At 60.5% G+C, this 15911-nt stretch carries 14 protein-coding genes; 5 read left to right on the forward strand and 9 right to left on the reverse strand.

Annotation, left to right across the window (positions count from 1 at the left end):
* Window positions 1–9 precede the first annotated feature (9 nt).
* Complete coding sequence (locus ABLV54_RS24620) at window positions 10–777, reverse strand: DeoR/GlpR family DNA-binding transcription regulator (protein WP_044524236.1); 768 nt, start codon at window positions 775–777, stop codon at window positions 10–12.
* A gap of 81 nt (window positions 778–858) precedes the next feature.
* On the opposite strand from ABLV54_RS24620, the gene ABLV54_RS24625 reads away from it, so the two are divergent.
* Window positions 859–1455: an NUDIX domain-containing protein gene (locus ABLV54_RS24625; RefSeq protein WP_032453543.1), complete on the forward strand. Its 597-nt coding sequence runs from the start codon at window positions 859–861 to the stop codon at window positions 1453–1455.
* A 20-nt stretch (window positions 1456–1475) separates the two neighbouring features.
* On the opposite strand, the gene ABLV54_RS24630 is transcribed toward ABLV54_RS24625, so the two are convergent.
* Window positions 1476–2762, reverse strand: coding sequence for a serine hydrolase (locus ABLV54_RS24630; RefSeq protein ID WP_049013173.1), 1287 nt, complete (start codon window positions 2760–2762; stop codon window positions 1476–1478).
* A gap of 103 nt (window positions 2763–2865) precedes the next feature.
* Here ABLV54_RS24630 and ABLV54_RS24635 point away from each other — a divergent pair, with 103 nt between their 5' ends.
* The gene (locus ABLV54_RS24635; protein WP_050533202.1) at window positions 2866–3753 is read left to right on the forward strand and encodes a LysR family transcriptional regulator; all 888 of its coding nucleotides are present in this window, start codon (window positions 2866–2868) and stop codon (window positions 3751–3753) included.
* A 58-nt stretch (window positions 3754–3811) separates the two neighbouring features.
* Here ABLV54_RS24635 and rplY read toward each other — a convergent pair whose 3' ends face one another.
* Complete coding sequence (gene rplY, locus ABLV54_RS24640) at window positions 3812–4096, reverse strand: 50S ribosomal protein L25 (protein ID WP_004201664.1); 285 nt, start codon at window positions 4094–4096, stop codon at window positions 3812–3814.
* Window positions 4097–4232: 136 nt separating this feature from the next.
* Window positions 4233–5990, reverse strand: coding sequence for a DEAD/DEAH box helicase (locus tag ABLV54_RS24645; RefSeq protein ID WP_226563603.1), 1758 nt, complete (start codon window positions 5988–5990; stop codon window positions 4233–4235).
* A 147-nt stretch (window positions 5991–6137) separates the two neighbouring features.
* On the opposite strand from ABLV54_RS24645, the gene rsuA reads away from it, so the two are divergent.
* From rsuA to ABLV54_RS24660, 3 genes are all read left to right on the forward strand, one after another.
* The gene (gene rsuA / locus ABLV54_RS24650; RefSeq protein WP_023290466.1) at window positions 6138–6857 is read left to right on the forward strand and encodes a 16S rRNA pseudouridine(516) synthase RsuA; all 720 of its coding nucleotides are present in this window, start codon (window positions 6138–6140) and stop codon (window positions 6855–6857) included.
* A complete protein-coding gene (locus ABLV54_RS24655; RefSeq protein ID WP_023290465.1) occupies window positions 6854–8050 on the forward strand; it encodes a Bcr/CflA family multidrug efflux MFS transporter in 1197 nt (398 codons plus the stop codon). The genes rsuA and ABLV54_RS24655 overlap by 4 nt, the downstream gene beginning before the upstream one ends.
* Window positions 8051–8380: 330 nt before the next feature.
* The gene (locus ABLV54_RS24660) at window positions 8381–8725 is read left to right on the forward strand and encodes a YejG family protein (protein WP_002912974.1); all 345 of its coding nucleotides are present in this window, start codon (window positions 8381–8383) and stop codon (window positions 8723–8725) included.
* Window positions 8726–8728: 3 nt separating this feature from the next.
* On the opposite strand, the gene yejF is transcribed toward ABLV54_RS24660, so the two are convergent.
* The 5 genes from yejF to ABLV54_RS24685 all read right to left on the reverse strand — a co-directional run bounded on the left by yejF (window position 8729) and on the right by ABLV54_RS24685 (window position 15887).
* On the reverse strand, window positions 8729–10318 hold the full coding sequence (gene yejF, locus ABLV54_RS24665; RefSeq protein WP_226563601.1) for a microcin C ABC transporter ATP-binding protein YejF: 1590 nt from the start codon (window positions 10316–10318) through the stop codon (window positions 8729–8731).
* 1 nt (window position 10319) lies between these two features.
* The gene (locus tag ABLV54_RS24670; RefSeq protein ID WP_226563600.1) at window positions 10320–11345 is read right to left on the reverse strand and encodes a microcin C ABC transporter permease; all 1026 of its coding nucleotides are present in this window, start codon (window positions 11343–11345) and stop codon (window positions 10320–10322) included.
* A complete protein-coding gene (locus ABLV54_RS24675; protein ID WP_004201658.1) occupies window positions 11345–12439 on the reverse strand; it encodes a microcin C ABC transporter permease YejB in 1095 nt (364 codons plus the stop codon). Before ABLV54_RS24675 ends, ABLV54_RS24670 begins: the two co-directional genes overlap by 1 nt.
* 11 nt (window positions 12440–12450) lie before the next feature.
* Window positions 12451–14256, reverse strand: a complete 1806-nt coding sequence (locus ABLV54_RS24680; protein WP_032453536.1) for an extracellular solute-binding protein — start codon at window positions 14254–14256, stop codon at window positions 12451–12453.
* Window positions 14257–14324: 68 nt separating this feature from the next.
* A complete protein-coding gene (locus ABLV54_RS24685) occupies window positions 14325–15887 on the reverse strand; it encodes a cyclic di-GMP phosphodiesterase (protein WP_050533196.1) in 1563 nt (520 codons plus the stop codon).
* Window positions 15888–15911 lie beyond the last annotated feature (24 nt).

Raw genomic sequence — 15911 nt, forward strand, 5'->3', positions numbered from 1 at the left:
CACGCCCCGTCAGCGCGACCGCTGAACGGGGACGATCTCCACGCCGCTCTGCACCAGCCGCTGGCGCAGCGCGGCGTCGGGCTCCCCATCGACGATAAGCGTACTGGCGAGGTTCAGCTCGCCGATGGCAAAGGCCGACGCGGCGTTGAGCTTTTCCCGGGAGGCCATCACCACGGTTTCCGCGGCCCTGGCCGCCAGCGCGCGCTTGATGCCTGCCTCTTCATAATCACCGGTGGTAAAACCCGCTCGCGGGTGGACGCCGGTCACCCCCATAAAGAACACATCGGCGTTGATCCGCGCCATTGCTTCCAGCGTTTCAGGGCCGACGGCGACAACCGAATGCTTAAACACTTTGCCGCCGAGCAGGATCACCTCGATTCGCGGGTGATCGACCAGCGCCACGGCGATGCCGGGGCTGTGAGTGACCACCGTGCAGCTGAGGTCGGCGGGTAATAAGCCGATCATCGCCGCGGTGGTGGTGCCGCCATCGACAATCACCACCTGTCCAGGCTGGATCAGGGCGGCGGCAGCGCGCGCTACCGCCTGTTTGGAGGCGATTTGCACGCTTTTGCGTGTTTCAATAGGGGCGATGGCGGCAGAGACGGGCAGCGCCCCGCCGTGGACCCGCTGCAGTTTTCCTTCCGCCGCCAGCTCGCGCAGATCGCGGCGAATGGAGTCCTCAGAGACGTTAAACCGTTGGCTCAGCTCCCCGGACATTACCTGTTTTTCCTCCGCAAGGATCTGCAGGATTTGCTGTTTTCGTTGACTGGCGAGCATGATTTTTCCTTCACGTTTGATCTTGTTTATGCACGATTATGCATGTTATGGTGCCTGCTGTCATCTGAAAGGGGATATAACATGCAAACTCACGCACCGCACGTCCGACACGTTCGCGAGACGCTGCTCTCTGATAACTGGTACACGCTGAAAAAATATACCTTTGAACTGCAGCGCCGGGACGGACGCTGGCAGGAGCAGAGCCGCGAGGCCTACGATCGCGGCAACGGCGCGGTCATTTTACTCTACAACCGGGAAAAGCGGACGGTGGTCCTGACCCGTCAGTTCCGTTTTCCGGTGTTTACTCACGGTCACGACGGATATCTCATTGAAGCGGCGGCCGGGCTGTTGGATAACGCCTCGCCGGAGGCGAGGATCGTTGCCGAAGCGGAAGAGGAGACCGGCTTTCGGGTGACGCGCATCGAGCCCCTCTTCACCGTCTTTATGAGCCCCGGATCTGTCACCGAAAAGCTCTACTTTTTTATCGCCGAATATCAGGCCGATGACCGGCAGGGAGACGGCGGCGGGCTGGCGGCGGAAGGTGAGGACATTGAAGTGCTGGAGTGGCCGCTGGCGCGGGCGCTGCAGGCCATTCGCGATGGCGAGATCATGGATGCCAAAACCATTATCCTGCTACAGCACCTGGCGCTGAATGCCGACACGCTCCTCGCCGGCTGAGCGGCAAGGAGGAGGGAGGGTTAACGCAGCTCGCGGGCAATGGCGCTGTACATCAGCGCCGCTTCCAGCGGCTGGGCGTTAAAGGAGGGTTCCGCCTGCGGCCAGGTCGACCACTGGACGATCACCAGGTGTTCCGCGCGGTTCACCATGATCACCTGGCCGTAGATCCCCAGCGCCCACAGCGAGTCTTTCAGCCCTTCCTGCGGCGTCGGCTGGACGTTTTGCGCATTCGCCGGAATGGCGTTATTCCACCACTGATAGCCGTAGATACCTTGCGGATGCGCCGCCGAGACCGAGTTTAGCGCAGTGGTCCAGCTTGCGGCCTGATCGAACCAGCCCGCCGGCACCAGCTGTTTGCCGTTACTTAACCGACCATCGCGGGCGACGAATTCGCCGAAGCGGCCCCAGTCTTCAAGGGTGGCGTTAAAGCCGTGGGCGCCGACATCGTGCTTCCCTTGCTGATAAGCATGCCATACGCCGTCGTGGGCCATCCCGGCGGGCCGCCACAGCGACTGCTCAAGCCAGGCGGCCAGCGACATGCCGGTGGCGCGCTCCAGGATATCGCCCAGCAGCCAGGCGCCCCCGGAAGAGTAGGACCACTGCTCGCCCGCCGGATGTTTGCGCGCCAGGCCGGTGACGATCTTGCGCACGCAGGCATAGGCCCCGGGCTGCGCCTCGCACTGGGTCAGGCGGGCGAAGTGCGACTGCGGGTCGGTGTAGTCTTCATTCCATTCCACACCGCTGGTGTGCTGCATCAACTGCTTCAGAGTCACGCCGTCCCAGGCGGTGCCTTTCAGTTCGGGTTCATAAACGGTAATCAGATCATCGAGGGAGTGGATCTTACCCTGCTGAATGGCGATGCCCACCAGCGTCGAGACCACCGATTTTCCCACCGAGCGTGAGGTCCACAGGGTGGTATCGGTGTTGCCGTCGCCAAGATATTTCCAGGCGACTTTGCCGTCTTTCAGCACCAGCATACCGCTGACGTTCTCGCGCTTCAGGTAATCCTGCAGGGTCCAGGTGTGGCCGTTGAGGGTATAGCGGGCATCGGTCAATTGTTTTTCAGCGCGTTCCAGCGGCGCCGAGGCGCCGTGGCGGAAAACATCGCCGGCATAGTTGCGATAGTCATTTCGAAAGCCAATCACGCGTGACGTCTGATCCCAGCTGAGCATATCTTTGGCGGCGGGTAGCGTTTGGTCGTAAGGCGTTGGGCAGACATCCAGCGTCAGGTCGCCGCAGCGTTGTGCCATTGCCGCGGCCGGCAGCGCCGCCAGGATTAACGCCAGGGCCAGTGGTTTTCTTATCATCATCCTTTCCTCGTTTGCCATAGATTCGCATCGCAGTATATAAATCGGCGCGCGGCGGCTAAAATCAGCAAAGGGGGGATTTTCCCCCGCAAGGGAGAGAAGGATGAAAACCCTGCAGTATTCTTTCGCGCAGATTGAAGCATTCGCCACCATCGCCGAGACCGGCAGCCTGTCGCGGGCGGCCATTCGGTTAGGTAAAGACCGAACCACGCTGCGCGATCTGCTGGACTATCTGGAAGATGCGCTGGGCTATCGGCTGTTCAGCCGGGAAGGGCGTACCCTGACCTTAACCGCCGAAGGGGAGCAGCTTTTTCGTCAGGCGCATCTGCTGTTGCGTCAGGCGCAGGCTTTCGAGTCTTTTGCGCAAACGCTGCCGCAAACCGCCGGGCAGGCGCTGCGTCTGGTGTACGATCCCTTTATCCCACGTGATTTTCTCTGCGCGCTGGCCGATACGCTGGCCCGGCGGCAGATCCGGTTAAGCTGCTGGAGTGCCTCGCGGCGCGAAGCCGAGCAGGCGCTGAGCGATGGCGTGGCGGATATGGCGATGTGCCAGGCCAACAACCGCACGCTGGGCAGCGAAATGGAGTGGCGGGCGCTCGGCACCGTGGATCTGCGTTTCTACGCGGCGGACCGCCTGTTCCGGGATGCCGCGCGGCCGCTGACGCTGCTCAATCTGTCGTTGACGCCGCAGCTGGTGATGCACCGGCGCAGCGACGATCAGATTGCCCGCCGGCTGCAGATCTCCGGCCATACGCTGTATATGAACGAAATTACCCTGCTGCGCCATGCGATGGAGCAGGGGAGGGGCTGGGGGTTTTTACCGGACCATTTGCGGCCAGGCGAGTGGCGGGGAGTCGGTGAAATCGCGACGGAGGTCGGCAGTCAGGGGCTGAACGTCACCATGGTGATGCTCTGGCTGCCCGGAATGAATAAGCACCGGCTGCTGAGCGACATCGTGGACGAGGCGCCGGCGCTTTGGCGGCGCGGATAACAAAACGCCCCGGAGCCGAAGACCCCGGGGCGCTTGCCATACAACTTGCTATCGGCGATTACGCGCGAACGAAGTCGATGTGAGTCAGTTTCGGCTTGAACGCGTGGCGCTGAACAGCCTGAACTTTGACTTTTTCTTCTTTGCCATCAACAACGACGGTCAGAACTTCGCCGTAAAACTCAGCTTTATCCTGCATGTTCCAAACTTTGTCGTGGTCCAGTTCGATAGCAACCGGAGCAGCTTCGCCACCGTAGATGATTGCCGGGAACTTGTTAGCTGCGCGCAGGCGGCGGCTCGCACCCTTACCCTGCTCTTTACGTACTTCTGCGTTGATAGTAAACATTGATGTCTCTCTATATATAAAGCCTGCTACAGGCGACCCAGCAACAGGCGGATTATCTGCTTTGCGAATGCAAAAGCGGGCGGCATTATAGCCGCCAAACGACACACGGGCAATCAAAACCTCAGCTTTCGGGTGATTAACGCAGCTCGTTGGCGCGGCGAAAACGCCCCTGATAATCGAACACTTTTTCCCGCACCTGCCAGTACAGGCCTTTCATGCGGGCGACGACAAAGTCCGGATGGCGCAGCAGCGCCTGCTGGGCCACGATATCCGCCGGCGTTATCCAGCGCAGCGGCATCCCCGGCGTGCGGGTATGCGGACGGATAAACAACTGCTCAAAGGCGGTACGCTGGGCGGGCGTTTGCAGACGGAAGCGCTCACTGACGTCGGCGCCGTCCTCATCGTAGTAGGTGATTTTCAGCCACGGGCCTTTCTCGTCGCTACCGTGCTGCAGGGCCATGCCGCTGCAGCGCAGCACCAGCGCGTCCTTCAGCTTCAGCGCCGCCTTCAGCATGTCGTCCGGGTCAACCAGAATGGTGTCGCACTCCCGGCAGCGACGGGCGGCGATATCGTTTTCCGCGTTGCACTGCGGGCAGTTTTTGAAGCGAAAGCGGAAGTCGCACTGTTCGCGGTGGCCGTCGTCATCTTCGAACCACCCCTGGCAGCGGCGGCCAAAATGCTCAATCAAGGTGCCGTCGGCGGTGGTTTTGCCCCAGAAGGTGTTGGCGAAGCCGCAGGCCGGGCAGAAGACCTGCACCGGCACGTTGTCGCTTTTGCCCTTCGGCGTCCCCACTTCCGGGGCATACAGGTCGTGCGGGTTGCCGGCGTAGTCGAGGATCAGGCAGTCGGTTTTTCCCGGCGCCAGGCGCAGGCCGCGGCCAACGATCTGTTGGTAAAGACTCACCGACTCGGTGGGGCGGAGGATGGCGATCAGGTCGACGTGCGGGGCGTCGAAGCCGGTGGTCAGCACCGCGACGTTCACCAGATAGCGATACGCCTGCGCTTTAAACGCCTCGATGATGCGATCTCGCTCCGGACCCGGGGTTTCCCCGGTGATCAGCGCCGCCTGGCCTGCCGGCAGCAGGCCGGTCACTTCCCGGGCGTGCTCCACGGTGGCGGCGAAGATCATCACCCCTTTGCGGCTTGCGGCGAACTCCACGATCTGGCTGACGATATGCGGTGTAATCCGCTGCTGTTTTTTAAGTTCGTGATTAAGATCGGCCTCGCTGAACAGGCCGTTGCTTTGCGCCTGCAGGCGGCTGAAATCGTACTGTACCACCGGCATATCGAGGCGTTCCGGCGGCGTCAGGTAGCCGTGCTTAATCATATAGCGCAGCGGCAGCTCATAGATGCAGTCGCGGAACAGCGCTTTTTCATCGCCACGCACCATCCCGTGGTAGTGGAACTGATAGATCCACCCCTTGCCGAGGCGGAACGGGGTCGCCGTCAGGCCGAGCAGCCGGAGCTGCGGGTTGACCTGCCGCAGGTGGCTGATGATTTGCTGATACTGGCTGTCGTCATCATCGCTGATGCGGTGGCATTCATCGACGATCAGCAGCGAAATCTCGCTGCGAAATTGCGCCAGATTGCGCGCCACCGACTGCACGCTGCCGAACACCACTTTGCCGTGGCTCTCTTTACGCTGCAGTCCGGCGGCAAAGATATCCGCCTCGAGGCCAAGGGCGCAGTATTTAGCATGATTCTGCGCCACCAGCTCTTTGACGTGGGCCAGCACCAGCACGCGGCCGCGGGCCAGTCGGGCAAGCTCGGCGATCACCAGGCTTTTGCCCGCGCCGGTGGGCAGGACAATCGCCGCCGGCTCGGTATGGCGACGAAACCAGGCGAGGGTGGCATCGACGGCTTCTTGTTGGTAGGGACGTAATGTAAAAGTCATGAATTCACGGGGCTAATTAACTCGCGAATAGTATGCCATGAATCTTTTCCCTTGAGTGGTGTTAAGAGCCCGTTATACTAGCCAGTGAATTTCTTCTTTTTCGGGCGATTTGCCCGCTCCAGCACTTTGACAGGCTAAAAAAATCTCATGCGACTTGATAAGTTTATCGCTCAGCAGCTTGGCGTCAGCCGGGCTATTGCCGGGCGTGAAATCCGCGGCAGCCGCGTTACCGTGGACGGCGACATTGTAAAAGATGCTTCCTTTAAGCTTCAGCCGGAGCACGAGGTGGAGTATGACGGGAACACGCTGACCCAGCAGAACGGCCCGCGCTATTTTATGCTCAACAAGCCGCAGGGGTACGTCTGTTCCACCGACGATCCCGATCATCCGACTATCCTCTATTTCCTCGACGAGCCGGTGGCGCATAAGCTGCATGCCGCCGGTCGGCTGGATATCGACACCACCGGACTGGTGCTGATGACCGATGACGGCCAATGGTCGCACCGCATTACCTCGCCGCGACACCACTGTGAAAAAACCTATCTGGTGGCGCTGGAAAGCCCGCTGGCGGAAGGGACCGCGGAGCTGTTTGCCAAAGGCGTCCAACTGCATAACGAAAAAGATCTCACCAAACCGGCGGTGCTGGAAGTTATCACTCCGACCGAAGTGCGCCTCACCATTAGCGAAGGCCGCTACCATCAGGTGAAACGCATGTTCGCCGCCGTGGGCAACCACGTGGTTGGCCTGCATCGGGAACGCATCGGCGACATCCTGCTGGATGAGTCTCTGGCGCCGGGTGAATATCGTCCGCTGACGGAAGCGGAAATCGCCAGCGTGGGCGCCCCGCAGCCACGGAGCAAAACGTGACGCTGAAGCAAAATTCGTCTCTGGGGATTGTCTTTATCCTTGGCCTGCTGGCCATGCTGATGCCGCTGTCGATCGATATGTATCTCCCGGCCCTGCCGGTGATCGCTGCCCAGTACCACGTGCCGGACGGCAGCGCGCAGATGACCCTCAGCACCTATATCCTCGGCTTTGCGCTGGGGCAGCTGCTGTACGGTCCGATGGCCGACAGCCTCGGCCGCAAGCCGGTGATCCTCGGCGGAACGCTGGTCTTCGCCGCGGCGGCGGTGGCCTGCGCCCTGTCGCAGACCATTGAGATGCTGATCGCCATGCGCTTCTTCCATGGTCTGGCGGCTGCGGCGGCCAGCGTGGTGATCAACGCCCTGATGCGCGATATCTATCCGAAAGATGAGTTTTCGCGGATGATGTCGTTTGTCATGCTGGTGACGACCATTGCGCCGCTGGTGGCGCCGATGGTCGGCGGGGCGGTGCTGGTCTGGTTCAGCTGGCATGCCATCTTCTGGATCCTCGCCCTGGCGGCCCTGCTGGCGTCGCTGATGATCGGCCTGTTTATCCGCGAAACGCTGCCGGCTGAAAGGCGTCAGCCGTTCCACCTGCGCACCACGATGGGTAACTTTGCCACCCTGTTCCGCCATAAGCGGGTCCTGAGCTATATGCTGGCGAGCGGGTTTAGCTTCGCGGGCATGTTCTCTTTCCTTAGCGCCGGGCCTTTCGTCTATATCAATATTAACCACGTCGCGCCTCAGCACTTTGGCTACTATTTTGCGCTGAACATTGTCTTTCTGTTCCTGATGACCATGTTCAACAGCCGGTTTGTGCGGCGGGTAGGGGCGTTGCGCATGTTCCGCGCCGGGCTGTGGATCCAGTTTGCCATGGCGGTGTGGATGGTGGTTTGCGCGCTGCTCGACGTCGGCTTCTGGTCGCTGGTCATCGGCGTGGCGGCCTTCGTTGGCTGCGTATCGATGGTGTCGTCGAACGCGATGGCGGTGATCCTCGATGAGTTTCCGCATATGGCGGGCACCGCTTCGTCGCTGGCGGGGACTTTCCGCTTTGGTATCGGGGCGATTATCGGCGCGCTGCTGTCGATGGCCACCTTTACCACCGCCTGGCCGATGTTAATCTCCATCGCCTTCTGCGCCACCAGCTCTATTTTCTTCTCCCTTTACGCTTCCCGCCGGCGAAAAATCGCACGCTAGGTCACATTTTCAGGGGCGAAATCGCCCCTTTCTTGATGCACGTCAACCGCAATGGGCTTCAGGGTTCTGCGATTTGTTTCCTTTATGTAAAATCAATTAGTGTAAAAAGTCGCATTGTTGCGATAAAAAAGTTGTTTTGGATCACAGAAACGGGTACATATAGCGCCAATCGGCTTGCCGGGTGAAAAAATAACACGCTGGAATATAAGCGCTTAACCCTGGGCCGCCGCGGCTGTAAACGTTTTCTGCGTCTGAGCAGGACTATTTGTCAACAGTGTGTTAATATTGATGTAAATTTATTGTGAAGCCTTTTGCTTCCGGGGAAACCACGTGAATACACAACAACTCTCTATCGTACACCGTCTGCCGCAGAGCTATCGCTGGCTGGCCGGTTTTGCGGGTTCCAGAGTTGAACCGATTCCGCAAAACGGCGCGCAGAACGAAAACAGTCTCGTCGCCCTGAAGTTGCTGAGTCCGGACGGTGAAAAAGCCTGGCCGGTGATGCATAAGCTCAGCCAGGCGTTAAGCGACATCGAAGTCGACTGTTCCGTTCTGGAGTGCGAAGGCGAGCCCTGCCTGTTCGTTAATCTGCAGGATGAGTTTGCCGCCACCTGTCGTCTGAAAAACTTTGGCGTGGCGATCGCCGAGCCCTTCTCCGGCAATAACCCTTTCTGACCGTCAGCTTAGCGCCAGCAGCTGGCGGGTATACTTATGCCGGGGCGCGCTGAAGACGGACTGGCACTCGCCCTGTTCGACCACCACTCCCTGCCGCAGCACCATCACCTGGTGACACAGCGCGCGCACCACACCTAAATCATGGCTGATAAAAATATAGGCCAGCTGATGCTTCAGCTGTAATGCTTTCAGCAGATTCAGGATCTGCGCCTGAACGGTTTTATCCAGCGAGGAAGTCGGCTCGTCGAGGACGATCAGCTGCGGCTTGACGATTAACGCTCTGGCGATGGCGATACGCTGGCGCTGGCCGCCGGAGAAAGCCGCCGGGTAGCGCTGGCGGCTGGCCGGGTCGAGGCCGACCTCCTGCATGGCAAGGATCACCGCCTGTTCGCGTTCAGCCGCCGTCAGCGTCGGCTGGTGGACACGCAGGCCCTCCTCAATGATCTGCTGCGCCGTCAGGCGCGGATTGAGCGACGAGTTCGGATCCTGAAAAACCACCTGCATCTGTCGGCGCAGCGGCAGCAGCTGTCGGCGACCGCGTCCCTGAATCGGCTGGCCGGCAAAGGTTATCTTGCCCTCGGAGGGGATCAGGCGCAGCAGCGCCAGACCGGTCGTGCTTTTGCCGGAACCCGATTCTCCCACCAGACCCAGCGCCTCGCCGGCCCGTAGCTGGAAATGGAGATCATTGACCACCCGATGGTGATCGACCACCCGACGCAGGATCCCCCGACGAATGGGGAATACCACCTGTAACGCCTCCGCCTGCAGCAGCACCGGGGCATCGGCGGCCAGCGGCACCGGCTCGCCGTCCGGTTCGCTATCCAGCAGGCGTTGGGTGTAAGGATGGGCCGGCGCGCTAAACAGCGCCCGACAGTGATTGTGCTCCACGCAGCGGCCGTTCTGCATCACCGCCACCCGGTCAGCCAGCTGGCGGACGATGCTCAGGTTATGGGTGATAAACAGCAACCCCATGTTCAGCTCCCGCTTTAGCTCGCGCAGCAGCTGCAGAATTTGCGCCTGCACTGACACATCGAGGGCGGTGGTCGGCTCGTCGGCAATCAACAGCTCCGGGCGCGTCAGCAGCGCCATGGCGATCATCACCCGCTGGCGCTCGCCGCCCGAGAGCTGGTGCGGATAGTCCGCCAGCCGCCGCGGCGCCTGACGGATCCCGACGCGCTCCAGGCAGTCGAGGATCTCCCCGCGCGCCGCCTCTTTGCGCATTCCCCGGTGTAACGACAGCACCTCGTAGAGCTGTTTTTCCAGGGTATGGAGGGGATTGAGCGACACCATCGGCTCCTGAAAGATCATCGCGATCCGGTTGCCGCGCACGCCGCGCAGGGTCGCCTCATCCGCATGCAGCAGCGACTGGCCATGAAAACGGATATCGCCGCTGGGGTAGCTGGCCGGCGGGGTAGGGAGCAGCCGCAGCACCGACAGGGCGGAGATGCTCTTACCGGAGCCGGATTCCCCCACCAGGGCCAGCGTTTCGCCGGCCGCCACCTCGAGCGACAGATTATGCACGACGGTCTGCGTCTCCCCCTGCTGGCGAAAGGCGATAGAGAGATTGTCGATAGCTAACAGCGGGTGGGTCATATTACACCGCCTTACTGGGGTCAAAGGCGTCGCGCACCGCTTCACCGATGAAAATCAGCAGCGTCAGCAGCACGGCGACAGAGAGAAACGCGGCAATGCCCAGCCAGGGCGCCTGCAGGTTGTTTTTGCCCTGCAGGAGCAGCTCGCCGAGGGAGGGCGAGCCGAGCGGCAGGCCGAAGCCGAGAAAATCCAGCGACGTCAGGGTGGTAATAGAGCTGCAGAGAATAAAAGGCAGGAAGGTGAGGGTCGCCACCATCGCGTTGGGCAGCATATGCCGCAGGATGATCTGCCGGTCGCTGACCCCTAACGCCTGCGCCGCCCGGATGTAGTCGTAGTTGCGGGTGCGAAGAAATTCAGCGCGCACCACGCCCACCAGCGTCATCCAGCCAAACAGGACGGTGATCGCCAGCAGCCACCAGAAGCCCGGCTGCACGACGCTGGAGAGCAGGATGATCAGAAACAGCGTCGGCATACCGGACCAGACTTCGATAAAACGCTGCCCCCAGAGGTCGATTTTACCGCCGTAATAACCTTGTATCGCACCGGCCAGCACCCCCAGCACGCTGGAGACCAGCGTCAGCAGCAGACCGAACAGTACCGAGATGCGCGTCCCATAAAGGATCCGCGCCAGCACATCGCCGCCGTTGGCGTCGGTGCCGAGCCAGTTGCTGGCCGAGGGCGGCGATGGAAAAGGAACCGTGCTGGCAAAATTGATCGTCGTCGCGCCGAAGCGCACCGGCGGCCAAAGCGCCCAGCCGTGGCTGGCCAGCTGCTGCTGCAGCCAGGGATCCTGATAGTCGGCGGCGGTGGCGAATGCGCCGCCGAAGGTCTGCTCGGTATAGTTTTTTAACACCGGGACGTACAGCTGGCCCCGGTACTGCACCAGCAGCGGCCGATCGTTGGCCAGCAGCTCAGCCCCCAGGCTGCAGAGGAAGAGGATTAAAAACAGCCACAGCGACCAGTAACCGCGGCGGTTGTGGCGAAAGCGCGCCCAGCGGGCCTGATTAACGGGACTGAAGAACGACATTAGCGGCCCTCAAAATCAATACGCGGGTCGACCAGCGTATAGCTGATATCGCTGACGATATTCAGCAGCAGGCCGATCAGGGTGAAAATATAGAGCGTGCCGAACATCACCGGATAGTCGCGGGAGACCGTCGCTTCATAGCCCAGCAGCCCCAGACCATTCAGGGAGAACATCACTTCGATCAGCAGCGAGCCGGTAAAGAACATACTGATAAAGGTGGCCGGGAAACCGGCGATCACCAGCAGCATGGCGTTGCGGAACACGTGTCCCCAAAGGATCTGTTTCTCACCGACGCCTTTGGCGCGGGCGGTGACCACATACTGTTTGCGGATCTCGTCAAGGAAGCTGTTTTTGGTCAGCATGGTCAGGGCGGCAAAGCCGCCGATCACCGTCGCCAGCACCGGCAGGGTGATGTGCCACAGATAGTCGAGGATCTTTTCATACCACGGGAGGGTGTCGAAGTTTGGCGAGACCAGACCGCGCAGCGGGAAGAGGTCGAAATAGCTGCCGCCGGCGAAAATCACGATCAGCAGAATGGCGAACAGAAAGGCGGGGATCGCATAGCCAATGATAATCAGCGTACTGCTCCAGATGTCAAAGCGGCTGCCGTTGCTGACGGCTTTGCGGATGCCCAGCGGAATGGAGACCAGATAGATGATCAGCGTGCTCCACAGCCCGAGGCTCACCGAGACCGGCAGGCTGTCTTTAATCAGCTGCAGCACGGAGGCGCTGCGAAACAGGCTGTCGCCAAAATCAAAGCGCAGATAATCGCCCAGCATCTTCAGGTAGCGTTCGTGCAGCGGTTTGTCGAAGCCGTAGCGGTGGGTGATCTCGGCGATGACTTCCGGATCGAGGCCGCGCCCCCCGCGATAGTGACCCTCGCTGATATTGCCGGCGCCGGTGCGGGCATGGCTGGCGCCCATCCCGCCGTCGCCGGCGCCTGGCATTCCGCCGTGCTGACCAAATTCGATGGCGGCGATGGCCTGGTCGACCGGGCCGCCGGGAGCGATCTGTACAATAAAAAAGTTAATGGTAATGATGGCCCACAGGGTGGGGATCACTAACAGCAAACGTCGGATCAGGTAGCTGCCCATGGTATATGTCCTTAGCGTCTGTCCGCGGGGAGGGTGGCCGCTTTGTTCGCGTCATACCACCAGGTATCAAGGCCGGACGAATAAATGGGGCGGGTTTGGGGGAACGAGAATTTATTCCACCACGCGGTGCGGTCCTGCGCCATATACCACATCGGCAACATGTAGTGGTTCCAGGTGAGGACGCGGTCCAGCGCCCGGCCAAGCGGGATCAGCTTCTGCTTATTACCCTGCCACTGCAGGATCTGCGCAATCAGTTTATCCACCACCGGACTTTGCACCCCCGGCGCGTTGTAGCTGGAGTGAATATAGTCCGACGCCCAGGAGATTTGCAGGTCAGTCCCCGGCCAGGGCATGGCGCGCCACAGGCTCGGCATCATGTCGTAATCGCGGCTGCGGCGGCGGTTGCTGTACTGCGAGTTATCCACCTGACGAATATCCATGACGATCCCCAGGCGCTGCAGGTTGTGCTGAAACGGCAGCACCCAGCGGTCATTGCTTCCGGCCGGCATCAGCAGTTCAAAGCGCAGCGGCTTGCCGGTGGCGGCGTTAACCCGGCGCTGGTTCTTCACCGTCCAGCCCGCCGCGTTAAGCAGGGCGTCGGCTTGGAGTAAGTTGGCGCGGTCGAAGCCATCGCCGCGGGAGACCGGCGGCTGGTACACCTGGCTGAAGAGCTCGGGGGGCAGTTCGTTTTTCATCGGCGTCAGCAGGGCCAGCTCGGCCGCGTCGGGCAGGCTGCGGGCGGCATATTCGGTGTTCTGGAAATAGCTGTTGGCGCGCTGATACGCGCTGTAAAACAGCGCCTTGTTCATCCATTCAAAATCAAACGCCAGGGTAATGGCCTCCCGCACCCGGCGATCGGCGAATACCGGGCGCTGAATATTGAACGCCAGCCACTGGGTATCCTGCGCCGAGGTGTTGGCATACTCCTCTTTAATGATGTAGCCGCGGCTGAAGTTGCGGCCGACGTAGCGGGTGGCCCAGTTTTTGGCGACCGTCTCTTCCCGGCGGTCGACGGCCCCGGCTTTAAAGGCTTCGAAAGCGACGTTGTCGTCAAGATAATAGTCATAGCGCAGCGTATCGAAGTTCCAGCGACCGCGGTTGACCGGCAGGTCGGCCGCCCAGTAGTCGGCGACCCGGGAATAGGTAATATACTGTCCCATCCGCCAGGCGCTGATGCGGTAGGGCCCGCTGGCCAGCGGCGGCTTTGACAGCGGGTCGCTGAGTTTGTGATGACGCCAGAACGCCTCGGGCATCACCGGCAGGCTCAGCAGGCTCAGCATGTTCTCTTTACCGGGCTGGCCGAGGTCGATACGCACGGTCAACGGCGCGATGGCCTTCACGGTGGTGCCTTTATAAAAGAGGCGGAACTGCGGCACCCCTTCGGTCATAAACTTATTGAAGGTAAAAGCGACATCGCGGGCGGTGATCGGCGTGCCGTCGTGAAAACGGGCGCGCGGGTTGAGGGCGATCTCCATCCATGAATAGTCCCCGGCGTAGCGCGCCCGTTCGGCAATCAACGGATAGTAGCTGCCGGGCTCATCATCCGAGGTGGTGAACAGGGGATCGTAGAGCGCCTCAGTGCGTACCGCGGGATTGCCGCGCAGCGCGTAGCGGTTGAAGTTGTCAAAGGTGCCAATCGCCGCCAGGGTGAGGGTGCCGCCTTTCGGCGCCTGTGGATTAACATAATCAAAATGGCTGAAACCGGCGGCGTATTTGGGTTCGCCGATAATCGCGAAGGCGACGCTTTCCTGAATGGATTGCGCTTTAGCGCTCAGGCTAAACAGAGCAAGCAGAAGCAGAAAAAGTCGCGCATACATAGGCGGCAGAATACCCTGTCATAGCCGGCCCCCGTGGCCGACTTCTGTTCCCGCATCATAAGTGAGACTTAGCGCGTTGTGAAATAATTCGCGGGTTCATCGTGCGCGGCCACCAGCGCCGCCAGCGACAGCGGCCGGCTGATCCAGTACCCCTGCAGGAAATGCACTCCCTGAGCGCGGAGCCACTCCGCCTGCTCCTGGGTCTCCACCCCTTCGGCAACGGTCATCAATTTCAGCCGACGGCTGAGGGTCAGCACCGCATCCAGCACTGGCGAGGTGACGGTTTCGGTGCCGATCGCCTGCACAAAGCCGCGATCGATCTTCAGATAATCGAAGTTATAGCGTTCGAGATAGATCAACGCGCTATGCCCGGTGCCAAAATCATCGATCGCGATTTCAAAACCGTGCTGGTGGAGCCAGGCGAAGTTAGCGACCGATTTTTCTTTGTCAATCATCGCCCGCTCTGTGACCTCCAGCACCACGTGAAAATGGCTGGCGGGCAGCGCGGCGGCGAAGCGCAGCATATCGTCGCGGAAGCTGTCGGCCTGAAGATGGGCGGGGGAAATATTGAGCCCCAGCTTGACGCCGTGCGGCAGAATACGCTTCAGCGCCGGCGCGTCGCGGGCGATCAGCGCCAGCAGGTGATCGGTCAGCGGCACGATCATCTGCTGGGTTTCCGCGAGGTTAATAAAGACGTCAGGCGGAATTTCGCCCACCACCGGATGGCGCCAGCGCATCAGGACCTCCACGCCGCTGATACGCAGAGTCTGGGCATTCACCACCGGCTGATAGACGACGTAGAACTGGTTGTTTTTGATCCCCAGCAGGATGGATTTTCGCGGATCGGATTTGATCGACAGCACGTAATAGCAGAGCAGCCCCGCCAGCAGGCCGCACACCACCCCGAGCAGCAGAGCAAACTGCGTATTTTCCGCCAGCCAGCTGTTGGCATACAGGTAGACCTTGAGGGGGAAACCGTCGATCTGCACTTCGCGGATCGGCACGTTATGCAGCGTTTGCGGATCCACCAGCCGGTTACTGAAGGTGGAGATAGCGGTGTGGCCGATGACCAGCGCAATACCGCTGAAATCATTCTGCCGTGCGGAATAGAGGATATACGGCGTGAGATTGGCGTTAATCGACACGAAAATGCCGCTGTTTTCATCACCGGGTTTGCCTACCCATAGCGCCAGCGCCGCGCTCTTCGGCATCATCGGCGTGCCTGGCAAAATCGCCATATCAAGGGGTTTGCGGATATCAATGGCCGGGATCAGCTGGGTGAGGGGAGTATTCATGGCGCCGGTTGCCGAGGAGCAAAAGGCCACGCCGTTTTTGACCAGCAGGAAAGCGCGGACGTTGGGGCTGAACGCGGCATGGGAGGTAAGCCCGGAGTCAATATTCTCGCAGGGCTGGTCCACCAGCGGCTGCAGGCCGTCAATGGTCTGGCGCAGGTCGTGAAAATAGCGCTTCAGATAGGTATTAACATTGTTGATAATGGCGTCGAAACGCTCCGCCCGGTTATGGTAAATCACCATAAATTGAATGCTGCCAGCCAGTAGCGCGACGATAATGCCCACGCACAGGCTGGTTAGCCAGGTTTTACGCTGGGGCGAAAAGTAGCGAGTCAGCATAGCTATAGTCTTTCCGTGTTATTG

The sequence above is a fragment of the Klebsiella sp. JB_Kp042 genome, from assembly GCF_040065275.1.
GTDB classification, from domain to species: domain Bacteria; phylum Pseudomonadota; class Gammaproteobacteria; order Enterobacterales; family Enterobacteriaceae; genus Klebsiella; species Klebsiella quasipneumoniae.